Source organism: Kluyvera sp. CHPC 1.251 (assembly GCF_036759945.1).
GTDB lineage: Bacteria > Pseudomonadota > Gammaproteobacteria > Enterobacterales > Enterobacteriaceae > Kluyvera > Kluyvera sichuanensis.
In genome coordinates, this window is record NZ_JAPKIC010000005.1 from 99,981 (window position 1) to 124,652 (window position 24,672).

Genomic DNA, 24,672 nt, shown 5'->3' on the forward strand with positions numbered 1-24,672 from the left:
CGCCTTTATGAGTTCCCCGGCCAAGCGTAGCGCCGCCGGGGAGCTCCCGGAGTCGGCGCTAACGCACCTCGTCCGGGCTACTTTTTATACTGCGGTCTGGAAGATGACGCCGTCCGCTTTCTCGGTGTACTGAGAGAGCTGGTCGAAGTTCAGGTAACGGTAGGTATCTACCGCCGTCTTATCCACCTGAGCCACGAAGGTCTGATACTCTTCCGGGGTTGGCAGCTTACCGATAAGCGCGGAAACTGCCGCCAGCTCTGCAGACGCCAGGAAGACGTTCGCGCCGGTCCCTAAACGGTTCGGGAAGTTACGGGTAGAGGTCGACACCACTGTCGCACCGTCTGCTACACGCGCCTGGTTACCCATGCACAGGGAGCAGCCAGGGATTTCGATACGCGCACCGCTCTTACCGAACACGCTGTAGTAACCTTCTTCGGTCAGCTGAGCCGCGTCCATACGGGTTGGCGGCGCCACCCACAGGCGGGTTGGCAACTGGCCTTTATGGTTATCCAGCAGCTTACCAGCAGCACGGAAGTGGCCGATGTTGGTCATGCAGGAGCCGATGAACACTTCGTCGATCTTCTCGCCCTGAACGTCAGACAGCAGACGCGCGTCATCCGGATCGTTTGGCGCACACAGAATTGGCTCTTTAATGTCAGCCAGATCGATGTCGATCACCGCCGCGTATTCTGCGTCAGCATCAGCTTCCAGCAGTTGCGGATCCGCCAGCCATTTTTCCATGCCCTGTACACGACGTTCCAGCGTACGACGGTCGCCGTAGCCTTCCGCGATCATCCACTTCAGCAGAACGATGTTGGAGGTCAGGTACTCAACAATTGGCTCTTTGTTCAGCTTGATGGTACAGCCCGCAGCGGAACGCTCTGCGGAAGCATCGGTCAGCTCGAACGCCTGCTCAACTTTCAGATCCGGCAGGCCTTCGATTTCCAGGATGCGGCCAGAGAAGATGTTTTTCTTACCTTTCTTCTCAACGGTCAGCAGGCCCTGGCGAATCGCGTACAGTGGGATCGCATGAACCAGGTCACGCAGGGTGATACCCGGCTGCATTTTGCCTTTGAAGCGCACCAGTACAGATTCAGGCATATCCAGCGGCATCACGCCGGTCGCTGCGGCAAACGCCACCAGACCAGAGCCCGCCGGGAAGGAGATACCGATTGGGAAACGGGTATGGGAGTCACCGCCGGTACCCACGGTATCTGGCAGCAGCATACGGTTCAGCCAGGAGTGGATAACGCCGTCGCCCGGACGCAGGGAGACACCGCCACGGTTCATAATGAAGTCTGGCAGCGTGTGGTGCGTGGTCACGTCTACCGGCTTAGGATACGCGGCAGTGTGACAGAAGGACTGCATCACCAGGTCAGAAGAGAAGCCCAGGCACGCCAGGTCTTTCAGTTCATCACGGGTCATTGGGCCGGTAGTATCCTGAGAACCTACGGAGGTCATCTTCGGTTCGCAGTATGCGCCCGGACGAATCCCTTTCACGCCACAGGCGCGGCCGACCATTTTCTGGGCCAGAGAGAAGCCGCGGCTGCTTTCCGCCACGTCTTTTGCCTGACGGAATACGTCACTGTGCGGCAGACCCAGCGCTTCACGCGCTTTGGTAGTCAGGCCACGGCCGATAATCAGCGGGATACGGCCACCGGCGCGGACTTCGTCGATCAGTACGTCGGTTTTTAGCTCAAAGGTTGCCAGCAGTTCGTCGGTTTCGTGGTTACGCACTTCGCCTTTGAACGGGTACACGTCAATCACGTCACCCATGTTCAGGTTGGAAACGTCGACTTCAATTGGCAGTGCGCCCGCATCTTCCATGGTGTTGAAGAAGATAGGTGCAATTTTGCCGCCGAGGCACAGGCCACCACCGCGTTTGTTCGGCACATGAGGGATATCGTCACCCATGAACCACAGTACGGAGTTGGTCGCTGATTTACGGGAAGAACCGGTACCCACAACGTCGCCCACGTAGGCCAGCGGGAAACCTTTCTGCTGCAGGGCTTCGATCTGTTTAATCGGGCCAACGGCGCCCGGCTGATCCGGGTCAATGCCTTCACGGGCGTTTTTCAGCATCGCCAGGGCGTGCAGAGGGATGTCCGGGCGAGACCAGGCATCCGGCGCCGGAGACAGGTCATCGGTGTTAGTTTCACCCGTTACTTTGAAGACGGTAACGGTGATTTTGTCTGCCAGCGCAGGGCGGTTCAGGAACCATTCGGCATCAGCCCAGGACTGAACAACCTGCTTAGCATAGGCGTTGCCCGCTTTGGCTTTCTCTTCTACGTCGTAGAAGTTATCGAACATCAGCAGGGTATGGGACAGCGCTTTGGCAGCAATCGGGGCCAGTTTTGCATCGTCCAGGGCATCAATCAGCGGATGGATGTTGTAACCACCCTGCATGGTGCCTAACAGTTCGATGGCTTTTTCTGGGGTAACCAGTGGGGAGGTGGCTTCGCCTTTTGCGACGGCAGCGAGGAAACCCGCTTTAACGTAGGCGGCTTCATCAACGCCCGGCGGCACACGGTTGGTTAACAGGTCTAACAGGAATTCTTCTTCGCCAGCAGGCGGGTTCTTCAGCAGCTCAACCAGCGCGGCCATTTGGGTAGCATCTAAGGGTTTGGCAACAATCCCTTCGGCGGCACGCTCAGCTACGTGCTCACGGTATTCTTTTAGCACGACGGTATCTCCTCGCTCTCATTGTCATATGCGGTCGGCGATCTCTTCACGCTCCTGTGAGACAGCAGTTTGTAGGGTAAAAGCCCGGTACCGCGAGGCCAGCATAGCAGGATTTCTGGAGGGTGTTAATCTGTTTACAAAAAAGCAACATTAAATATTTGCTGAATCGTTAATGTTGATATAACAGATTAAAAAAAGCCTTTTTACGATGAAAAAAAACCATCGATTGGCCGGGGTATTAAACATTTTGTTATGAAAGTATGACATCTAAGAGGATGAAAAACGGGCGATGCCGGCGTCGAAACCCGATTGTTTTTCCCTCTCTCTGCCAGAGTAAACTTGTGTCCGATTTCCCTGCTAACTGCAAAAATCCCTGCTTTAATCAAAAAATAAACAATAGCCTCATTATACTCGCGGCATATCCGACTCCTCTGTTACGGACTGTGTAGTTCCCTGGAGAACCACCATGACTTTGCCCTTTAAGCCTCACTATATTGCGCTTATCTGCAGCGCCGGGCTGCTCGCGGCCGCCGGTACGTTGTACGTCAAAAGCCGGGAGCCCGTCGCCCCTGACACTCCTCCTGCGGTCACGGCGACGGCACCTGAAGCTGCCCCTGCCCCGGTCACCTACACCACCGCGCAAATCACGCAGTGGGTAGCGCCTATCGCACTCTACCCAGACCCGCTGCTGTCGCAAGTGCTGATGGCCTCAACCTATCCGGATAGCGTGACACAGGCGGTGCAGTGGTCGAAAGATCACCCCGGTCAGCAGGGTGATGCGGCGGTGAAAGCCGTGGCGAATCAGCCGTGGGACGCCAGCGTAAAATCGCTGGTCGCTTTCCCGCAGTTGACGGGCATGATGGGGGAAGATCCGCAGTGGGTGACTAACCTCGGCAACGCGTTTCTGGCGCAGCCGCAGGACGTGATGGACGCCGTGCAGAAACTGCGCCAGCTCGCCCAGCAAACCGGCTCGCTGAAGTCGACGCCGCAGCAGACGGTCACTACCACCAAACGCGTGGCCTCATCTACCTCGACGCATACCGCCAGCAGCACGCCAACGGTTATCAAGATTGAGCCGAGCAATCCTCAGGTGGTCTACGTGCCGAACTACAACCCAACGGTGGTTTACGGCAGCAGTTGGCCTTATACCTCCGCACCGCCGGTCTATCTGCCGCCGCCTCCGGGAGAACAGTTTGCCGACAGCTTTGTACGCGGCTTCGGCTATAGCCTTGGGGTTGCCACTACTTACGCTATTTTCAGCAATATCGATTGGGATGATGACGACCATCATCATCACGACGATGACCATCATGACGATCACCATGACGATCATTATGATCACGGCGGCTATCAGCATAATGGCGATAACATCAACATTAACGTGAATAACTTCAACAAGATAAGCGGTCAGAACATCAGCGGCCAGACGATGGGCTGGCAGCATAACCCGGCGTATCGTGGCAACACGCCGTACCCAAACAACAGCGTGGCTCAGCAGTTCCACCAGACCAACGTCGCCGGGGGGCTGAGCGCCACACACCAGACGCCGGGCGTGGTTGCTCCACATCAAACCGATGTGGCCGGCGGGCTGAGCGCGACTCAGCACGCGCAGCCTAACCGCGACAGCCAGCGTCAGGCGGCGATGTCGCAGCTGCAGCAGCGTACACATACGGGTAGCGGCAACGCCAGCCCAGCAGCGCTGGGTTCGCGTGATGCCCAGCGTAATGCGGCAACACAGCAGTGGAATCAGGCGGCGCAGCGCAATAACTTCCGCGGCTATGACGCGCCGACAAACCGTACGCAGACGCACCCTGTACAGCAACGCGCGGCGGCGACTCAGCATACCCAGCAGCGTCCGCAGCTCAACGCGACTCAGCGTCAAAATCTGCAAACGCACGAGCGCTTGAACGGCCAGGCGCCGCATCTGAACGCCGGAATGATGGGCCAGAACAGCGCGCTACGCGCCAACGGCGGCGGTCTGCATAACACGGCGCTCAGCGGTAACGAAAGCCGCGCACCATCATGGCAGGCACAGCAATCTCGTGGGCTGCAGAGCCGCCATGCCTCCGGGCTAAGCGGCGAGCAGCACAGCGGTAGCCCTGCCGGGCACCATGAGTTCCGTCGACGCTAAAGGATAACGTGATGAAAAAGCAGATACAGATAGCGCTGCTAGCGCTGGCAATGTCACCACTGATGGCGCTGGCGCAGCAAACCTTCCCTACCCCAGACCAGGCCGCTAGCGCGTTGGTCAATGCGGTGACCCAGAAAGATGATGCTGAGCTGGATAAGCTACTCGGCGATAACTGGCAGCAGTTCCTGCCGCCGGACGGCGTCGACCAGGATGCCGTTGACCGCTTCCTGCGAGACTGGCAGGTCAGTCACCGCATTGTCACTCAGGCCAACACCGCCTGGCTGGACGTTGGCAACGACGGCTGGCGGCTGCCGATTCCGATGGAGAAAAGCGCCAAAGGCTGGGAATTTAACATGGCCGCTGGGAAAGATGAGATTCTGACTCGCGCTATTGGGCGTAACGAGCTGTCGGCTATTCAGGCGATGCATGCTTACGTCGATGCTCAGCAGGACTACTACCAGTTGAACCACGCCTGGGCGCAGAAAATCATCAGCAGCGACGGGAAAAAAGATGGCCTCTACTGGCCTGTAGCCCCAGGCGAAGCACCAAGCCCATTAGGGCCAAACTTCAGCCCGAATGCGCCGGGGGAAGGCTATCACGGCTACCGCTTCCGCATTCTGCCGGAAGGCGATAAAGGTGACGTTGCCCTGCTGGCCTGGCCGGTTGAGTGGGGGCAGACCGGCGTGATGAGCTTTATGATCGACCAAAACGATCGTGTCTATGAGGCGAATCTGGGCGCCGAGTCTGAACAAAAAGCGCAGGCGATTGCCCACTTTGATCCCGATGCCAGCACAGGCTGGCAGGCGGTCGCAGAGTAAAAAAATGCCCGGCGGCGTCTGCACGCTGCCGGGCACCCTTCACACCGTTAACTTAGCCCTGATGCGGCATCAGTTCCGGGTGGCCCTGCACCAACGGTTTGCTGCTGGTCAACGCGGCTTCATCAGCGCTGATGCTACCGGAGTTATCGGCCCATACCCCTTCCTGCGTCTTCGTAATCTGCTGATGCTGTGCATTCAGATCCTGCCCCATCGCGGCAATGTGCGTGCTTTCCGTACCGCCGCTATTATCCGCCCACGGGATTGTCGCATCACTCGCCATCGCCATACCGGAAACCAGCGTGGCCGCCAGGGCCGCCGTCGTCAGAAGCGTTTTCATTTTTTGCACTCCAATTTGTTAGTCTGCTATCAGTTTAGCTCGTGATTATTGTTCAAAGTGCAGCAAGCTATAACAGAACGTTTCACGTCTTAGGGAGGAAAAACGGAGGAAAGCGCCAAAAACGCGGCAGTGGTGCTGGGAAACTGTAACCCGCTTCGTAATCTTTGCTACGGTTTGACATAAGTCGTTGACAGAAAGCATAAAAAAAGCGGCCGTTAAGCCGCTTATTCTATGGTAGCCCGGACGAGGGGCTACGGGTCAGAAGATTACTTCTTCTTCGCTTTCGCGTTCGGCAGGTCGGTAATGCTACCTTCAAAGATTTCTGCCGCCAGGCCCACGGACTCATGCAGAGTCGGGTGCGCGTGGATGGTCAGCGCGATATCTTCAGCATCACAGCCCATTTCGATAGCCAGACCGATTTCACCCAGCAGCTCGCCGCCGTTGGTGCCGACAATCGCGCCACCGATAACACGGTGGGATTCTTTGTCGAAGATCAGCTTGGTCATACCGTCTGCGCAGTCGGAAGCGATAGCACGGCCAGAAGCAGCCCACGGGAAGGTGGCGGTTTCATAGCTGATGCCTTTCTCTTTCGCTTCTTTCTCGGTCAGACCAACCCAGGCAACTTCCGGATCGGTATACGCGATGGATGGAATCACTTTCGGATCGAAGTAGTGTTTCTGGCCTGCGATAACTTCTGCAGCAACGTGGCCTTCGTGAACACCTTTGTGCGCCAGCATTGGCTGACCGACGATATCGCCGATAGCAAAGATGTGCGGCACGTTGGTGCGCAGCTGTTTGTCGACGTGGATGAAGCCACGCTCGTCAACTTCTACGCCAGCTTTGCCCGCGTCGAGGTTTTTACCGTTCGGTACGCGGCCGATAGCCACCAGCACGGCGTCATAACGCTGTGCTTCTGCAGGTGCTTTTTTGCCTTCCATGGAAACGTAGATACCGTCTTCTTTTGCTTCAACGGCGGTCACTTTGGTTTCCAGCATCAGGTTGAATTTCTTGCTGATGCGTTTGGTGAAGACTTTAACGATGTCTTTGTCTGCAGCCGGGATAACCTGGTCGAACATTTCAACCACGTCAATCTCTGAACCCAGCGCATGGTACACGGTACCCATTTCCAGACCGATGATACCACCGCCCATAACCAGCAGGCGTTTTGGCACTTCTTTCAGTTCCAGTGCATCTGTGGAGTCCCAAACGCGTGGATCTTCATGTGGAATGAATGGCAGTTCGATCGGACGGGAACCCGCCGCGATGATAGCGTTGTCGAAGTTGATCACGGTTTTGCCGTTCTCGCCTTCCACTTCCAGGGTGTTTGCCCCGGTGAATTTACCCAGACCGTTTACCACTTTAACTTTACGGCCTTTGGCCATACCAGCCAGACCACCGGTCAGTTGAGTGATAACTTTCTCTTTCCAGGTACGAATTTTGTCGATATCGGTTTTCGGCTCGCCGAAGACGATACCGTGTTCAGCCAGTGATTTGGCTTCTTCGATAACTTTTGCAACGTGCAGCAGTGCTTTAGAAGGGATACAGCCAACGTTCAGACAAACACCACCGAGGGTGCTGTAACGTTCTACGATTACGGTTTCCAGACCTAAATCAGCGCAACGGAATGCAGCAGAGTAGCCCGCAGGGCCCGCCCCAAGTACCACGACCTGAGTTTTAATTTCAGTACTCATCATGACCTCTATCATTTGTATCCGGCGGTCTGACGTTATAGTTATTACGCCCATCATCCACCGGGACGTTCTATCCGCGTGTATTTTACAAAATTGTTAACAATTTTTAAACAACAAACGGCAAACGATTTTGTCCTTTGTTGCTGATAGCCCCAAATCACTCTGAGGTTACCAGAAAAAAGCCGGCCGTCAGGCCGGCTTTTTTATTACATCACCAGACGGCGAATGTCGGACAGCATATTGTTAATGATGGTGATAAAGCGCGCACCATCCGCACCGTCGATCACGCGGTGGTCGAAGGAAAGAGAAATTGGCATCATCAGACGCGGCATAAACTCTTTACCGTTCCACACTGGCTCCATAGAGGACTTGGAGACACCGAGGATCGCCACTTCCGGCGCGTTAACAATCGGCGCGAAGTGGGTAGTACCCAGGCCGCCGATGCTGGAGATGGTGAAGCAACCGCCCTGCATTTCGCCAGCAGTCAGCTTACCGTCACGCGCTTTCTTAGAGATCACAGTCAGTTCACGGGACAGCTCGGTAATGCTCTTCTTGTTCACGTCTTTGAAGACTGGAACAACCAGACCATTTGGCGTATCAACCGCAACACCGATGTTGATGTATTTCTTCAGGGTCAGGCGCTGACCATCTTCAGACAGAGAGCTGTTGAAGCGCGGCATCTGTTCCAGAGCGGCAGCAACGGCTTTCATGATGAAGACCACTGGGGTGAATTTCACGTCCAGTTTACGTTTTTCAGCTTCGGCGTTCTGCTGTTTACGGAACGCTTCCAGATCGGTGATATCGGTCTTATCGAAGTGAGTAACGTGCGGGATCATCACCCAGTTACGGCTCAGGTTAGCACCAGAGATTTTCTGGATACGACCCAGTTCCACTTCTTCGATTTCACCAAACTTGCTGAAGTCGACTTTCGGCCAAGGCAGCATGCCCGGGATACCGCCGCCAGCCGCTGCTGCAGCCGGAGCCGCTTCAGCGCGTTTAACGGCTTCTTTCACGTAAGCCTGAACGTCTTCGCGCAGGATACGGCCTTTACGACCCGTGCCCTTCACTTTCGCCAGGTTAACGCCGAATTCGCGCGCCAGGCGACGAATCAGCGGAGTCGCGTGAACGTAAGCGTCATTCTCAGCGAACTCGGCTTTACCTTCAGCCTTCGCAGCCGGTGCCGCAGCTGGTTTAGCAGCCTGAGCCGGTGCAGCAGCAGGGGCTGGAGCCGCAGCTGCTGGAGCGGCAGCTGGTGCTGCGCCTTCCACTTCGAAGACCATAATCAGGGAACCAGTAGACACTTTGTCACCGGTGCTGATTTTGATTTCTTTCACGGTACCCGCGAACGGAGCCGGAACTTCCATAGAGGCTTTGTCGCCTTCTACGGTGATCAGTGACTGCTCAGCGGCAACTTTGTCGCCCACTTTCACCATCACTTCGGTCACTTCAACTTCGTCACCGCCGATATCCGGAACGTGAACGTCTTTCGCGCCCGCTGCTGCTGCCGGAGCCGCCGCTGCTGGAGCTGCAGCCTGTGCCGGAGCGGCTGCTGGAGCGGCGCCCGCCACTTCGAAGACCATGATCAGGGAGCCGGTAGACACTTTGTCGCCGGTATTCACTTTGATCTCTTTCACGGTGCCCGCGAACGGTGCCGGAACTTCCATAGAAGCTTTGTCGCCTTCTACGGTGATCAGAGACTGCTCAGCGGTCACGGTGTCGCCCACTTTGACCAGAATCTCAGTGACTTCAACTTCGTCACCGCCGATATCTGGAACGTGTACGTCTTTTGCTGCTGCAGCAGCAGGTGCTGCCGCTGGCGCTGCTTCTTTCTTCTCTTCTGCCTTAGCAGGTGCAGTAGCTGCTGCACCGTCGGCGGAATCGAAAATCATGATCAGTTTGCCGGTCTCAGTTTTATCGCCAACAGAGACTTTGATCTCTTTAACGATACCAGCCTGAGGAGACGGAACTTCCATAGAGGCTTTGTCGCCTTCTACGGTGATCAGCGACTGTTCAACTTCAACTTTGTCGCCTACTTTGACCAGGATCTCGGTGATTTCAACTTCATCAGCCCCGATGTCCGGTACATTGATTTCGATAGCCATTGTTCTTTTACCTCTTACGCCAGACGCGGGTTAACTTTTTCTGCATCGATGTTGAATTTGGTAATTGCTTCCGCAACCACTTTCTTATCGATTTCGCCACGTTTAGCCAGTTCGCCCAGTGCCGCTACTACCACGTAGGAAGCATCAACTTCGAAGTGGTGACGCAGGTTTTCACGGCTGTCAGAGCGGCCAAAGCCGTCGGTACCCAGTACGCGGTAATCATCAGCCGGTACATAAGTACGAACCTGCTCAGCAAACAGTTTCATATAGTCGGTAGAGGCTACAGCTGGCGCGTCGTTCATCACCTGAGCGATGTAAGGCACGCGTGGAGTTTCCATTGGGTGCAGCATGTTCCAACGCTCACAATCCTGGCCATCACGTGCCAGTTCAGTGAAGGAGGTTACGCTGTACACATCGGAGCCAACGCCGTAGTCGTTCGCCAGGATCTGCGCTGCTTCACGTACGTGACGCAGGATAGAACCGGAGCCCAGCAGCTGAACTTTACCTTTGCTACCTTCGATGGTTTCGAGTTTGTAGATACCTTTACGGATACCTTCCTCGGCACCTGCTGGCATTGCCGGCATGTGGTAGTTTTCGTTCAGCGTGGTGATGTAGTAGTAAACGTTCTCTTGTTTCTCACCGTACATGCGCTCCAGACCATCGTGCATGATGACTGCAACTTCGTACGCGTAAGATGGATCGTAAGAGATACAGTTCGGGATAGTCAGAGACTGAATATGGCTGTGACCATCTTCGTGCTGCAGACCTTCGCCGTTCAGCGTCGTACGACCGGAAGTACCCCCTACCAGGAAGCCGCGAGCCTGTTGGTCGCCTGCCTGCCAGCACAGGTCACCGATACGCTGGAACCCGAACATGGAGTAGTAGATGTAGAACGGAATCATCGGCAGGTTGTTGGTGCTGTAAGAGGTCGCAGCAGCCAGCCAGGATGCGCCAGCACCCAGTTCGTTGATACCTTCCTGCAGAATCTGGCCTTTCTCGTCTTCTTTGTAGTAGGCAACCTGCTCGCGGTCCTGCGGAGTGTACTGCTGACCGTTCGGGCTGTAGATACCAATCTGACGGAACAGACCTTCCATACCAAAGGTACGCGCTTCATCGGCGATGATCGGCACGAGGCGGTCTTTGATGGATTTGTTCTTCAGCATCACGTTCAGGGCACGTACGAACGCGATAGTGGTAGAGATCTCTTTGTTCTGCTCTTCCAGCAGCGGGCCGAAATCTTCCAGGGTCGGCAGCTCCAGCTTCTCATCGAAGTTAGGCTGACGGCTTGGCAGATAGCCGTGCAGTTTTTGACGCTGGGCGTGCAGATAGGTGTGCTCTTCAGAACCTTCCGGGAAGGTAATGTAAGACAGTTTTTCAACCTGCTCGTCGGTGACAGGAACGTTGAAACGGTCGCGGATATAGCGCACGCCGTCCATGTTCATTTTCTTCACCTGGTGAGCGATGTTTTTACCTTCAGCGGTGTCACCCATGCCGTAACCTTTAATGGTATGGGCGAGGATTACGGTTGCTTTGCCTTTGGTTTCCTGCGCTTTTTTCAGTGCAGCAAAGACTTTCTTCGGATCGTGACCACCACGGTTCAGGGCCCAGATCTGCTCGTCAGTCCAGTCGGCAACCAGCGCTGCGGTTTCTGGATATTTACCGAAGAAGTGCTCACGTACGTAAGCGCCGTCTTTGGATTTGAAGGTCTGGTAGTCGCCGTCAACGGTTTCGTTCATCAGCTGGATCAGTTTACCGCTGGTGTCTTTACGCAGCAGCTCATCCCAACGACCGCCCCAGATAACCTTGATAACGTTCCAGCCAGCACCCGCGAAGATACCTTCCAGTTCGTTAATGATCTTGCCATTACCGGTAACCGGGCCATCAAGGCGCTGCAGGTTACAGTTGATAACGAAGACCAGGTTGTCCAGTTTTTCACGGGTAGCGATGGTGATCGCACCTTTAGATTCTGGCTCATCCATCTCGCCGTCGCCCAGGAAGGCATAAACGGTTTGCTTGGAGGTGTCTTTCAGACCACGGTGTTCCAGATATTTCAGGAATTTAGCCTGATAGATAGCACCGATTGGGCCCAGACCCATAGATACGGTCGGGAACTGCCAGAAGGTTGGCATCAGTTTCGGGTGCGGGTAAGAAGACAGACCTTTACCGTGAACTTCCTGACGGAAGTTGTTCATCTGCTCTTCGGTCAGACGGCCTTCCAGGAACGCACGTGCGTATACGCCCGGAGAGATGTGACCCTGGAAGTAAACCAGGTCGCCGCCATCCTGCTCGTTGCGCGCACGGAAGAAGTGGTTGAAGCACACTTCGTAGAAGGTCGCTGAAGACTGGAAGGAAGCCATGTGGCCGCCCAGCTCGAGGTCTTTTTTAGACGCACGCAGCACGGTCATGATGGCGTTCCAGCGGATAGCAGAACGAATACGACGCTCCAGCTCCAGATTACCCGGGTATTCCGGTTCATCTTCAACGGCAATAGTGTTGACGTAACCGCTAGCACCTGCACCCGCAGCTACCTGAACGCCGCCTTTGCGGGCTTCAGAAAGCAGTTGGTCGATAAGATACTGAGCGCGCTCAACACCTTCTTCACGGATGACCGATTCGATCGCCTGTTGCCAGTCGCGAGTTTCGATCGGATCCACGTCATTGAGTAAACGTTCTGACATGGGTTATTCCTTATCTATCTAGTACGTTGATTTGTCTGGAACCTGTCCCATTGTGTTTTCGTGGGAAAGCACAATAAGACAGGTTCTGCGTTTAGTTGCCGCGCTCTAATGGCGCATTTTCCACATTTCCCGGTCAAACGACTGCCGGAAAAAATATTAATCCTTTCGCTGCTGGAGACGGCGTAACGAGCGCTCACGGCGGCTCTGTTCACGGCTTCTGTCCAGCAAAATCTCTTCGATGAAGGCCAGGTGGCGGTGCGACGCTTCACGCGCCTGCTCGGGCTCGCCGGCCATAATCGCATCAAAGATGCTTGTACGGTGGTTACTGACCTGCGGGAGCATCTCCCGGCGGGCATACAGCAACTCAAAGTTTTGGCGAACGTTTTGCGCCAGCATAGGCTCCATACACCGTAGCAGATGAAGCAGTACTACGTTGTGGGCGGCTTCGGTGACCGCAATTTGATACTGGACGACGGCGTCAGATTCAGCGTCGAGGTCGCCCGACTGCTGAGCCCGTTCGATGGCCTGATGCAGCTCGCGAATGCGTACGCGATCCTCATCAGTGCTGCGCAGTGCCGCGTAATAAGCCGCGATACCTTCAAGCGCGTGACGGGTCTCAAGCAGATCAAATTGGGATTCAGGGTGATCGGACAGAAGCTCAACCAGCGGGTCGCTGAAGCTCTGCCATAGGCTGCTTTGAACAAAAGTCCCGCCGCCCTGGCGACGAAGCAGGAGCCCTTTGGCTTCGAGGCGCTGGATAGCCTCACGCAGCGAAGGGCGAGAAACGTCGAACTGTTTTGCCAGTTCGCGTTCAGGTGGAAGTTTTTCGCCGGGGCGTAACGTCCCCTCAAGAATCAAAAACTCCAACTGCTGCTCAATCACATCGGATAGTTTTGGTTGGCGGATTTTGCTGTAGGCCATTGTTCCCTGTCTCTGCCATTAGCCCGGAGTCAATTGGTCTTACCAATTTCAAGTTCGTAGCGCTAAAGTAACAAAGTATTCACCTTATGTCCATACAGGTTTTGATTGAAATCAGTAAACCCGGCACTTTTTAACAACATTACAGAAATGATGTTTCAGAAATGTAACTTTGCACAAAAAACAACTTTACCTATAAAGAGGTACAATTAACTAAATAAAAACAATATTACGCAAACTGAACCGTTTCAATTACCAATAAATTGAATATAAATTCACTTTAAAAATATAAATACTCATTAATAGGTCAATGTAATATTTGCACGCTCTCGTGACAGCTGTCGGCTTTTTACCCAGGTCGTCATCATCCCTTCATAAAGCAGGTGCATTCCGGCGCACTTACCACTATTCTGCACATGACGAAAGAGCCTTACCTCTATTTCAGAAAAGCGATTCGTAAACATAACAATACAGAAAACGGAATTTTCTAAGTACATACGCAGACAGCGTGACAATAATAACCACACACGAGGTTTCACAATGGAAGGTCAACAACAAGGCGCACAGCTTAAGCGCGGCCTTAAGAACCGCCATATACAGCTGATCGCTCTGGGCGGCGCTATCGGCACAGGCCTGTTTCTCGGCAGCGCCTCCGTTATCCAGTCTGCCGGTCCGGGTATCATTCTGGGTTACGCTATCGCGGGCTTTATCGCCTTTATGATCATGCGCCAGCTCGGCGAAATGGTGGTTGAAGAGCCGGTTGCAGGCTCCTTTAGCCACTTTGCCTATAAATACTGGGGCAACTTCGCAGGCTTCGCATCGGGCTGGAACTACTGGGTGCTGTACGTACTGGTTGCCATGGCGGAACTGACCGCTGTGGGTAAATACATCCAGTTCTGGTGGCCTGAGATCCCTACGTGGGTGTCGGCGGCCGTCTTCTTTATCGCCATTAACGCCATCAACCTGACTAACGTAAAAGTGTTCGGTGAGATGGAGTTCTGGTTTGCGATCATTAAAGTCGTTGCCGTTATCGCCATGATTCTGTTCGGCGCGTGGCTGCTGTTTAGCGGCACCGCTGGCCCGCAGGCTACCGTCCGCAACCTGTGGGAACAGGGCGGCTTCCTGCCTCACGGCTGGATGGGGCTGGTGATGATGATGGCGATTATCATGTTCTCCTTCGGCGGCCTTGAGCTGGTAGGTATCACCGCAGCAGAAGCGGATAACCCAGAGCAGAGCATTCCAAAAGCCACCAACCAGGTTATCTACCGTATCCTGATTTTCTATGTGGGCTCGCTGGCGGTACTGCTCTCTCTGATGCCGTGGACCCGCGTCACTGCAGACGTCAGCCCGTTCGTGCTTATCTTCCATGAACTGGGCGACTCGTTCGTGGCGAACGCCCTGAACATCGTGGTCCTGACCGCTGCGCTCTCCGTGTACAACAGCTGCGTCTACTGCAACAGCCGCATGCTCTTCGGCCTGGCGCAGCAGGGCAACGCCCCGAAAGCGCTGCTGAGCGTTGATAGACGCGGCGTGCCGGTGAACACCATTCTGGTTTCCGCCGTCGTTACCGCGCTGTGCGTGCTGATCAACTACCTGGCACCAGAATCCGCGTTCGGCCTGCTGATGGCCCTGGTGGTCTCCGCGCTGGTGATTAACTGGGCGATGATTAGCCTGGCTCACATGAAGTTCCGTAAAGCCAAACAGCAGCAGGGCGTTACCACTCGCTTCCCGGCGCTGTTCTACCCGTTAGGGAACTGGATTTGCCTGATCTTCATGGCGGCCGTTCTGGTCATCATGGTGATGACGCCGGGCATGGCTATCTCGGTATGGCTGATTCCAGTGTGGATCGTCATTCTGGGTATTGGCTTTATGTTTAAACAGAAAAGCGCCAAAACCGCGAAAGCACATTAATCCTGTCCACGCTCTGTACCCATTGGGTGCAGAGCGTTCTCCCCTGCGCAAAAGTGATGTACCATTCCAGCGTTACCGTCGACAAAAGGACCTGGGTGGCTAATGAAAAAAAATCTCACGATCAAAGACATTGCCGAGCTGGCAAACGTCTCTATTGCCACCGTGTCACGCGTGCTCAACAACAACAGTTGGGTATCCGACAAGACCCGCGCCAAAGTGCAGCAGGTCATCGACGAACACCAGTTCAGCCCTAACCTGATGGCGCGCAGCATGATATCGCGCAAAAGCATGACGCTGGCCGTTGTTGTCTCGGACATCACCAACCCCTACTTCGCTACCCTGGTTGAGCAAATCGAAAAAGCCTGCCTGCAGGCCGGGTACAAAATCATCCTTTTCGATACCCAATCGGCAAACAAACGCTCCAGCTCCTCGCAGGTGATTGCCGAAGATCAGATCTTCAGCACCATCATCGACAGCCAGCTCGACGGCGTGATTATCCTCGGTGGCAACATCGACTACCTGAAAATCCCTGAGAGCTATCTTGAAGGGTTGCAGAAGCTTATCGCCTCGCTGCCGGTACTGGTGGTTGGGCGCAAGCTGGCGCGCTACGACTACACCTGCCTCGAACGTGACCAGACTAACTGCGTGCAGATGATCACCCGTCATCTGATCGACAAAGGCTATCGCGAGATGGCATTCATCGGCGGCTCGTCTAACGTCTACATGACCGGACAGCGCGTCAACGCCTTCCTGAGCACGCTCAATACCGCCGGTATTGCCAGCGACAGCGCGGTGATTATCGAAACCAACTTCTACCCGGAGCATGGCTATGAGGCCGCGCTACGGCTGATTAAATCTGAACGTCCCCTGCCTCAGGCGATTCTGGCGATTAACGATCGCGTCGCCATGGGCGCGATGCGGGCGCTGAAAGATAACGGCCTGTCCGTTCCCGACGACGTGGCTATTGCCAGCTGCGAGTATTTCCCAGGCAGCGAGTATTTTATCCCGCGCATCACCACCGTTAACCATAAAAACGACGAGATTGGTCAACAGGTTATCCGCCAGATGATGACCTTGCTGCAGGATATGCTGCCAGAAGCTCATACCATTACACCGGTGCTGGTCGCCGGTGAATCCGCGTAGTTCCCCGGCTGGCCTGCGGGCCAGCCGAACACTAAATATTCAGATCCGCATCACAAATCAACATACGTAAAATTGACGATACATTTTCTCTCATAATATTTTACTGAAAACGTTTTCAGTTTTCAGTCAAGAGAGGCCGCAATGAAACCCACCATGATGACCTATATCCACGAAGAGCAAGCGACGCTTGCCCATATCCTGGATAACTATCCGCACAATGTTCCGGCCATTACCGATGCTCGCGAGTGGCTGGTGCTGGCAACCGGCTCCAGCGCGAACGCGGCGGTCAGTGCAAAATACTATGTGGAAAGCCTCTCCGCGGTTCGCCTGACCATCGCAGAACCGTTCCACTATCAGCATTTTGAAAAACATAATCCGGCGATTGGCACGGTTGTCGCCGTCTCACAAAGCGGTGAAAGCACCTCGACGCTGCACGCGCTGGAAACGCTGAAAAAGCAGTACGCCGTGCAAACCGTCGGCCTGACCAGCAAGCCTCAGAGCGAGCTAGCCAAAACGGCGGACCGCTTTGTCCTGCTCGATATCGGTGAAGAGCGCGTGGGCTACGTGACCAAAGGCTACGTTGCCACCATCCTGACGCTGATGCTGCTGGGGCTACGCCACGCTCGTGCCGTTGACGCTATCGACGATGCGCGTGAGCAGCAGGAGCTGGCGATGCTGCGCGAGGCGGTCAACGCTATCCCTTCAATCATTGATGCGACCGAAACGTTCTTTACCCGCTGGCAGCCAGAGCTGACCGCCTCCCCGCGCTTCACCAGCATTGGCTACGGCCCGGCGGTAGGCGTGTGCATGGAGATGGCGACCAAATTTACCGAAACGGTGCGCGTCCCTTCTCAGGGAATTGAGATGGAAGTCTTTATGCATGGCCCGTACTTCGAGATTAATCCACAGCACCGCCTGTTCTTCCTCGACGTGCCGAGCGTGGCCCGCGAGCGACTGGTGCTGCTGCGCCAGTATGAACAGCGTCATACCGACTACGTCTATACCGTCACCCCACAGGCAAGCGATGACCCGCATACCCTGGCGCTCAACGTCGCGCTGCCGGAAACCGCGCTGCCGCTGGTGATGGTGATTCCCTTCCAGATCCTCGCGCATCACATCGCCGAGGCGAAAGGCAATAACCTGCCGCAGCGCATCTTCACCGACTTCGGCGTGGCGGTAAAAAGTAAAACCAAACCAGGCGACTACGCCTGAACAACAGCCTGTACCCTACCTACTGATAAAGGTGCCTCGTTATGGCGACTCAATATTTAGCCGTTGCACAACACATCCTGACCGCCGTTGGCGGTCAGGAGAATATCGAACACGCAAACCACTGCGCGACTCGCCTGCGTCTGAATCTGAAAGACGATACGCAGGTCGATGAGAAAAGCCTGTATGAGCTTTCCGAGGTCGTGAAGCTGGTCAATAACGGCAGTCAGTTCCAGATTGTGATCGGTCCGAAGGTGGAGAAGATCTTTGCGGCGTTGAGCGAGCTGATGCCCGGCGCGCAGGGTGCCGCACCGGTGCATAAGCAGGAGCAAGAGCAGAAGGCGTCCACATTTAACCGCCTGCTGAGCACGCTTTCAGCGATTTTTACCCCCTATATCGGCGTCCTGGCAGGCGTTGGGGTGGTAAAAGGTCTGGTCGTGCTGCTGCAAACGCTGGAGCTTATTTCGACCAAATCCTGGCTGTTCGTGGTCTTTAACGCCCTTTCCAGCGGCGTGTTCGTGATGCTACCGCTATTTATTGCTGTCACCGCGTCGGATAAGTTCAAAACCAACCGCTTCACCGCGCTGGCGCTGACCGCTGCGATGGTCTTCCCGCTGACCGACGCCGCCACCCCGGATCACGTTGAGATCTTTAGCCTCGCCTTCCCGCTGAAAATCTACGGCGGTGCGGTGATCCCGGCGATTTTCGCTGTCTGGTTCCTCAGCTATGTCGAGCGCTGGTGCAAAAAGTGGGTGCCAGAAATCGCCGCGCTGGTGTTCGTGCCGTGCCTGTCGTTGATTATCAGTGGCTTCGTGGTATTCACCGTGATTGGCCCCATTGCTGACTATGTCGGTATCGGTATCGCTAATAGCTACACCTGGCTTTATAACCTGAGTCCAATGCTGTCTGGCGCGCTGCTGGCGGGAATTGGTCAGCTGTTTGTGGTCTTCGGCGTGCACTGGGGGATCATCCCGATTGCCCTGATTAACATGCAGGTTAACGGCTACGATACGGTGATGGCGATGTTTATGTCCGCAGTGATGGGTCAGTTCGGCGCAGCGTTTGGCGCTATCTTTATCGCCCGCAACCTGAAGGACAAGCAGCTGGCTATCTCCGCTTCCATCTCGGCCTTCTTCGGTATCACTGAACCGGCGCTGTACGGCGTGAACCTGAAGTATCGGATGCTGTTTATCTTCGGTTGTATCGGCGCGGCGCTGGGCGGGGCGATCACCGGGCTGCTGGAGGTCAAAACCTACAGCTTCCTGCCGGTGCTCAACGTCTTCGAGCTGGGGCTGTTCAGTGGGCCAGAGTCGAAAGCCATTTATGAAGTGTTTGCGATTATCGTCGCCTTCAGCGTCCCGATGATCCTCACCATTATCTACGGCAAAACCCGCGTGCTGGTTCCAGCCGCCGACCTTCGCTGATTATCCACATGTGGTAGCGGCTGCAAACCGCTACCACGGCCTGTTACCTGCTTCACACTTTCCCCATAGCAGCAATATTATCCATATCAACAACGTTATCCTGCTAAGCGTTCCCCCATTCTGCGGCCAATAATCGTCTCTATACTCCCCATGAGAGACCTGGCGATGAACACAAGTAAACTGTCAGTAAAAGAGAAGATTGGCTATGGTATGGGCGACGCGGGATGCAACATCATCTTCGGCGCTATCATGTTGTTCGTTAACTACTTTTATACCGATATTTTTGGTTTGGCCCCGGCGCTGGTGGGCGTGTTACTGCTGTCCATTCGCGTGATTGACGCGGTCACCGATCCCATCATGGGCGCAATGGCCGACCGTACTCGCAGTAAATATGGCCGCTTTCGTCCCTGGCTACTGTGGATAGCCTTCCCCTACGCCCTGTTCAGCGTACTGATGTTCACCACGCCGGAATGGAGCTATAGCAGCAAAGTTATCTATGCCTTTGTCACCTACTTCCTGCTCTCCATCACCTACACCGCGATCAACATTCCTTACTGCTCGCTGGGAAGCGTTATCACCAACGATCCGAAAGAGCGCGTGGCCTGTCAGTCCTATCGCTTCGTTCTGGTCGGTATTGCCACACTGTTGCTGTCGCTGACCCTGCTGCCGATGGCTGACTGGTTCGGCGGCGCGGATAAAGCCAAAGGCTACCAGATGGCAATGACCGTGCTGGCGTTTATCGGTATGTGCATGTTTCTGTTCTGCTTTGCCACCGTACGAGAACGTGTACGCCCGGCGGTGCAAACCAACGATGAACTGAAGCAGGATTTAAAAGACGTCTGGAAAAACGACCAGTGGGTACGCATTCTGTTGTTGACGCTGTGTAACGTCTGCCCCGGCTTTATCCGCATGGCGGCGACCATGTATTACGTCACCTGGGTTATGGGGGAAAGCACCCACTTTGCGACTATATTCATCAGCCTCGGCGTGGTCGGTATGATGATCGGCAGCATGCTGGCAAAAGTGCTGACCGACCGCTGGTGCAAACTGCAGGTCTTCTTCTGGACCAACATCGCGCTGGCGATTTTCTCCGTGGCCTTCTACTTCTTCGACCCACATGCCACCACGCTGATTGTGGTGCTCTACTTCCTGCTGAACGTGCTGCACCAAATCCCTTCCCCGCTGCACTGGTCGCTGATGGCTGACGTGGACGACTACGGCGAATGGAAAACCGGCAAACGCATTACCGGCATCAGCTTCTCCGGCAACCTGTTCTTCCTCAAGGTAGGCCTGGCGGTAGCAGGCGCGATGGTGGGCTTCCTGCTCTCCTGGTACGGCTACGACGCTGGTGCCAAAGCGCAAAGCGATACCACTATCAACGGCATTATGCTGCTGTTCACCGTCATCCCGGGCGTAGGCTATCTGATTACCGCAGGCGTCGTCCGCCTGCTGAAAGTAGACCGCAGCCTGATGAAACAGATTCAGGAAGATCTGGAAAAACGCCGCACCAACTACCGCGAGCTGAATGAATACCAGCAAGAGTTACAATCCACTGAACACGCAAGGAAAGCCTGATGAAGAACTGGCCTAACCCCTTTATTGAGCAACGCGCCGACCCGTTTATTCTGCATCATCAGGGGGCGTACTACTTTATCGCCTCGGTACCGGAGTATGACCGGCTGGAGATCCGTCGCGCCAATAGCCTCGACGGACTGAGAACCGCAGCGCCGGTTGTGGTCTGGCACAAGCCGGAAAGCGGCCCGATGAGCAACCTCATCTGGGCCCCCGAGCTGCACGCTATCGACGGTAAATGGTACATCTACTTCGCGGCGGCCCACACGCAGGCGCTGGATGCGCTGGGGATGTTCCAGCATCGCATGTTTGCACTGGAATGTAGCGATGCCGACCCGTTAGCTGGCACGTGGGTAGAGAAAGGCCAGGTCAAAACGCCGTTCGATACCTTCTGTCTGGACGCCACCACCTTCCATCATCAGGGAAAACAGTGGTATCTCTGGGCGCAGAAATCGCCGGATATTGCCGGTAACTCCAACCTCTATCTGGCCGAACTGGAAAACCCATGGACGATTAAAGGCGAGCCAGTATTACTCAGCAAACCGGAGTTCGACTGGGAGTGTCGAGGCTTTCTGGTCAACGAAGGGCCCGCCGTGGTGAAGCACGGTAACCGCCTGTTTATCAGCTACTCCGCCAGTGCCACCGACAAAAACTACTGCATAGGGCTGCTGTGGATTGATAAAGACGCCGATATGACGCAGCCCGCCAACTGGCACAAATCACCGCAGCCGGTGTTTACCACCAGCGATGAAAATCGTCAGTATGGGCCGGGGCATAACAGCTTTACGCAAACCCCTGAGGGCGAAGATGTGCTGGTCTATCACGCGAGGAACTACACGGAAATTGAAGGCGACCCGCTGTATGACCCGAATCGCCATACGCGCCTGAAAACGGTGCGCTGGAAAGAGGATGGCATGCCCGACTTCGGTATTCCGCCGGCAGATACGCTTTAACCCTTATGCCCGGTGGCACTTCGCTTACCGGTCCTACAATATCGTAGGCCGGATAAGCGCAGCGCCATCCGGCAACAAACTACACCAACGTTCCGTAAATCGTCAGCAGCGCCATCACCACCACCACCGCGTACGAGGTCTTCTTCGCCATCGACACCGCGGCTTTTGGCGTTGCCACTTTATCCACGTGCGGCTCGCGAGCGAGCGAATATTGCGCCAGATGAGTCAGCACCTGATACTGCGAAGAGTGACGGTCGCCCAGTGACGCAAACCACGCCGGAAGCGCTTTCTCACCGTGTCCAACCAGCGCGTACACCACGCCGACCAGACGTACTGGAACCCAATCCACCACGTGTAAAATCGCATCAATGCCCGACTGCAAACGATGATGCGGCGTCTGGTAGCGCGCCAGCCAGGACTGCCAGGCACGTAAAAACGCATACCCCATCAGCGCTACCGGCCCCCAGGAACCGCCCACCACAAACCAGAAAAGCGGCGCCAGATAGAAGCGGTAGTTAATCCATAGCAGCGCATTTTGCAGCTCCCGCAGAAATTCGCGCTCATCGCAGCCTGCCGGCACGCCGTGGATCATCGTCAGCTCGCTGGCCATCGCCTCACGCGCATGGGCATCGTCGCGGGATGCCGCTTTAAGATACGCATGGTAGTGCATGCGCACGCGGCCCGCGCCGATGCACAGCAGGCCTAGCAGGATCCAGAACAGCAGCTCCGGAACATTAAACAGCAGCCCATCCAGCGCACGCTGGATAATACCCACGATGACCATCGCGGCGATGGTCATCACCAGCGTGCCCGCCATGGAATAGTGCTTCACTCGCCGGAACAGCGTCTCGAGGCGGTGATCGAGCTGCCAGTGCTCGCCAAGCTTAAATAGCCGCTCCGCAAACAGAACCAGAAGCGTGGTAAACAGCGTCATGTCATCTCCTTATTCGACGGGGGTGACCAGTGCACGAAAACGAGCCCAATCAAATGCTGGGCCGGGGTCAGTTTTACGCACGGGCGCGATATCACAGTGGCCGGTCATATTATCTGCAATCGCGGGGTACTCGCGAATGAGCAGCTGGGTTAACGCCGCCAACTGCTGGTACTGCTCATCGGTATAAGCCAGCGTATCGGTGCCTTCAAGCTCAATGCCGATAGAAAAATCATTGCAGCGCTCGCGACCATGGTAGGAAGAGACTCCAGCATGCCAGGCGCGTTTATCAAAAGGAACGTACTGCACAATTTCGCCATCCCGGCGAATCAGGCAGTGGGCAGAAACACGTAAATGGGCAATTTCCGCAAAGAACGGATCGGCATTGGGATCGATCGTGCCGGTAAACAGCGCGTCAATCCACGGGCCGCCAAACTGGCCTGGCGGCAGACTAATATTATGCACAACCAACAGTGAAGGCGCTTCATCCTCCGGGCGACCATCATGGTGCGGAGACGGCACGTGCCGCACGCCCACCAGCCAGCCCTTATCTAACTGCATTCAGGATCTCCTTATATACGGCTTAAATATGGTTATGCTAGACGGTTCAGAGTAGCATGTTTCAAACTTTCGCATCGTTACCAATTTGGAGCTTTATTATGCCGCCTCGCCGTTATAACTCAGACCATCGACGTGACGCGCTACTTGAACGTATCAACCTCGATATTCCCAACGCGGTTGCCCAAGCGCTGCGTGAAGATTTGGGAGGAGAAGTTGATGCCCATAATGATATTACCGCACAACTGCTGCCGGAAAACAGCCATTCACATGCCGTCGTCATCACCCGTGAAGACGGCGTATTTTGCGGCAAACGCTGGGTTGAAGAGGTCTTTATTCAGCTCGCCGGTGATGACGTCACGCTCACCTGGCACGTGGCCGACGGCGACGCGGTAAAAGCCGACCAGCCGCTGTTTGAAATCGATGGCCCTTCCCGCGTGCTGCTGACCGGTGAACGCACCGCGCTGAACTTCGTGCAAACGCTCTCCGGTGTGGCCAGCGAAGTCCGCAAATATGTCGAACTGCTGGAAGGCACCCACACCCAACTGCTGGATACCCGCAAAACGCTGCCGGGCCTGCGTACTGCGCTGAAATATGCCGTACTGTGCGGCGGCGGTGCAAACCACCGTCTGGGGCTTTCCGACGCATTCCTGATTAAAGAGAACCACATTATTGCCTCCGGCTCCGTGCGTCAGGCGGTAGAAAAAGCCTTCTGGCTGCACCCGGACGTTCCGGTGGAAGTCGAAGTAGAAAGCCTGCAGGAACTGACCGAAGCACTGAAGGCCGGGGCCGATATCATCATGCTCGATAACTTCAATACCGAGCAGATGCGTGAAGCGGTGAATATCACCCAAGGCCAGGCACAGCTGGAAGTCTCCGGCAACGTCACCTTCGATACCATCCGTGAATTTGCTGATACCGGCGTGGACTACATCTCCGTCGGCGCGTTGACCAAGCACGTCCGCGCCCTCGATCTCTCCATGCGTTTCCGCTAAATCGTTACCCAATGCCCTCCTTCGCGAGGGCATTTTTTCGAGCCTGATTCCCGTATCCCCTGCAACGCTGCAACAGCAGTAAAAAGTCTGGGAGGCCGTTTCCTGTCTGCGTTTTTGTCCCTCGAGATGCCGGTACCGCTCTGACACAGTGGCTCCAGATTCAGCAAGGAGCAGATCATGGATAAACAAAAAGGCTTCACTCTTATCGAACTGATGGTGGTTATCGGCATTATCGCCATTCTCAGCGCCATCGGCATACCGGCCTATCAGAACTACCTGCGCAAAGCCGCACTCACCGACATGTTACAAACCTTTGTGCCCTATCGTACGGCAGTCGAACTCTGCGCGCTCGATCGTGGCGGCATAGATAACTGCGATGCGGGCAGTAACGGTATTCCTTCACCGACCACCACGCGCTACGTCTCAGGCATGAGCATTGCCAAAGGCACGGTCACGCTCACCGGGCAAGAGAGTCTGAATGGCTTGAGCGTTACGCTAGTCCCCGGTTGGGATAACGCCAATGGCATTACCGGTTGGCAGCGTACCTGCGCCATTCAAAGCGACAGTGCCTTGCAGCAAGCCTGTGAGGATGTCTTCCGCTTTGACGCACAATAACCAG

Annotated in this window: 17 protein-coding genes and 1 pseudogene; 10 read left to right on the plus strand and 8 right to left on the minus strand. The window is 55.3% G+C overall.

Annotated elements, in window-relative coordinates; all coding sequences use genetic code 11:
• Positions 1 to 84 precede the first annotated feature (84 nt).
• The gene (gene acnB, locus V6940_RS11705) at positions 85 to 2,682 is read right to left on the minus strand and encodes a bifunctional aconitate hydratase 2/2-methylisocitrate dehydratase (protein WP_185669255.1); all 2,598 of its coding nucleotides are present in this window, start codon (positions 2,680 to 2,682) and stop codon (positions 85 to 87) included.
• Between the two features lie 466 nt (positions 2,683 to 3,148).
• On the opposite strand from acnB, the gene V6940_RS11710 reads away from it, so the two are divergent.
• Both V6940_RS11710 and V6940_RS11715 read left to right on the plus strand, forming a co-directional pair.
• Positions 3,149 to 4,813 carry a DUF3300 domain-containing protein gene (locus V6940_RS11710; protein WP_333495964.1) on the plus strand — a complete coding sequence of 555 codons (1,665 nt, stop codon included), beginning with the start codon at positions 3,149 to 3,151 and terminating at the stop codon, positions 4,811 to 4,813.
• 11 nt (positions 4,814 to 4,824) lie between these two features.
• Positions 4,825 to 5,631 carry a DUF2950 family protein gene (locus V6940_RS11715; protein WP_333495965.1) on the plus strand — a complete coding sequence of 269 codons (807 nt, stop codon included), beginning with the start codon at positions 4,825 to 4,827 and terminating at the stop codon, positions 5,629 to 5,631.
• 52 nt (positions 5,632 to 5,683) lie between these two features.
• On the opposite strand, the gene V6940_RS11720 is transcribed toward V6940_RS11715, so the two are convergent.
• From V6940_RS11720 to pdhR, 5 genes are all read right to left on the minus strand, one after another.
• A complete protein-coding gene (locus V6940_RS11720; protein ID WP_333495966.1) occupies positions 5,684 to 5,968 on the minus strand; it encodes a hypothetical protein in 285 nt (94 codons plus the stop codon).
• 266 nt (positions 5,969 to 6,234) lie between these two features.
• Positions 6,235 to 7,659, minus strand: a complete 1,425-nt coding sequence (gene lpdA, locus V6940_RS11725; RefSeq protein ID WP_185668615.1) for a dihydrolipoyl dehydrogenase — start codon at positions 7,657 to 7,659, stop codon at positions 6,235 to 6,237.
• 206 nt (positions 7,660 to 7,865) lie between these two features.
• Entirely contained in the window at positions 7,866 to 9,761 is a 1,896-nt protein-coding gene (gene aceF / locus V6940_RS11730) for a pyruvate dehydrogenase complex dihydrolipoyllysine-residue acetyltransferase (RefSeq protein WP_333495967.1), read from the minus strand.
• A gap of 14 nt (positions 9,762 to 9,775) precedes the next feature.
• Positions 9,776 to 12,439 carry a pyruvate dehydrogenase (acetyl-transferring), homodimeric type gene (gene aceE / locus V6940_RS11735; protein ID WP_333495968.1) on the minus strand — a complete coding sequence of 888 codons (2,664 nt, stop codon included), beginning with the start codon at positions 12,437 to 12,439 and terminating at the stop codon, positions 9,776 to 9,778.
• A 156-nt stretch (positions 12,440 to 12,595) separates the two neighbouring features.
• Positions 12,596 to 13,360, minus strand: coding sequence for a pyruvate dehydrogenase complex transcriptional repressor PdhR (gene pdhR, locus V6940_RS11740; protein ID WP_185668515.1), 765 nt, complete (start codon positions 13,358 to 13,360; stop codon positions 12,596 to 12,598).
• A 537-nt stretch (positions 13,361 to 13,897) separates the two neighbouring features.
• Here pdhR and aroP point away from each other — a divergent pair.
• The 6 genes from aroP to V6940_RS11770 all read left to right on the plus strand — a co-directional run bounded on the left by aroP (position 13,898) and on the right by V6940_RS11770 (position 21,569).
• A complete protein-coding gene (gene aroP, locus V6940_RS11745; RefSeq protein WP_220440854.1) occupies positions 13,898 to 15,268 on the plus strand; it encodes an aromatic amino acid transporter AroP in 1,371 nt (456 codons plus the stop codon).
• A 102-nt stretch (positions 15,269 to 15,370) separates the two neighbouring features.
• Positions 15,371 to 16,411 carry a LacI family DNA-binding transcriptional regulator gene (locus tag V6940_RS11750; protein ID WP_333495969.1) on the plus strand — a complete coding sequence of 347 codons (1,041 nt, stop codon included), beginning with the start codon at positions 15,371 to 15,373 and terminating at the stop codon, positions 16,409 to 16,411.
• A gap of 141 nt (positions 16,412 to 16,552) precedes the next feature.
• Positions 16,553 to 17,623: an SIS domain-containing protein gene (locus V6940_RS11755; RefSeq protein ID WP_220440856.1), complete on the plus strand. Its 1,071-nt coding sequence runs from the start codon at positions 16,553 to 16,555 to the stop codon at positions 17,621 to 17,623.
• A gap of 41 nt (positions 17,624 to 17,664) precedes the next feature.
• Positions 17,665 to 19,044 carry a PTS transporter subunit EIIC gene (locus V6940_RS11760; RefSeq protein ID WP_333495970.1) on the plus strand — a complete coding sequence of 460 codons (1,380 nt, stop codon included), beginning with the start codon at positions 17,665 to 17,667 and terminating at the stop codon, positions 19,042 to 19,044.
• A gap of 165 nt (positions 19,045 to 19,209) precedes the next feature.
• Positions 19,210 to 20,619 (plus strand): glycoside-pentoside-hexuronide (GPH):cation symporter, encoded by a 1,410-nt coding sequence (locus V6940_RS11765; RefSeq protein WP_370631780.1) that lies wholly within the window; start codon positions 19,210 to 19,212, stop codon positions 20,617 to 20,619.
• Positions 20,619 to 21,569, plus strand: a complete 951-nt coding sequence (locus V6940_RS11770) for a glycoside hydrolase family 43 protein (protein ID WP_333495971.1) — start codon at positions 20,619 to 20,621, stop codon at positions 21,567 to 21,569. The genes V6940_RS11765 and V6940_RS11770 overlap by 1 nt, the downstream gene beginning before the upstream one ends.
• Before the next feature lie 79 nt (positions 21,570 to 21,648).
• On the opposite strand, the gene ampE is transcribed toward V6940_RS11770, so the two are convergent.
• Both ampE and ampD read right to left on the minus strand, forming a co-directional pair.
• Complete coding sequence (gene ampE / locus V6940_RS11775) at positions 21,649 to 22,503, minus strand: beta-lactamase regulator AmpE (protein WP_333495972.1); 855 nt, start codon at positions 22,501 to 22,503, stop codon at positions 21,649 to 21,651.
• Positions 22,500 to 23,061, minus strand: a pseudogene (ampD, locus tag V6940_RS11780) (1,6-anhydro-N-acetylmuramyl-L-alanine amidase AmpD). The gene ampE and the pseudogene ampD overlap by 4 nt, the downstream one beginning before the upstream one ends.
• Before the next feature lie 98 nt (positions 23,062 to 23,159).
• Here ampD and nadC point away from each other — a divergent pair.
• Both nadC and ppdD read left to right on the plus strand, forming a co-directional pair.
• On the plus strand, positions 23,160 to 24,053 hold the full coding sequence (nadC, locus tag V6940_RS11785; RefSeq protein ID WP_333495974.1) for a carboxylating nicotinate-nucleotide diphosphorylase: 894 nt from the start codon (positions 23,160 to 23,162) through the stop codon (positions 24,051 to 24,053).
• Between the two features lie 177 nt (positions 24,054 to 24,230).
• Positions 24,231 to 24,668: a prepilin peptidase-dependent pilin gene (gene ppdD / locus V6940_RS11790; RefSeq protein ID WP_333495975.1), complete on the plus strand. Its 438-nt coding sequence runs from the start codon at positions 24,231 to 24,233 to the stop codon at positions 24,666 to 24,668.
• Positions 24,669 to 24,672: the final 4 nt, after the last annotated feature.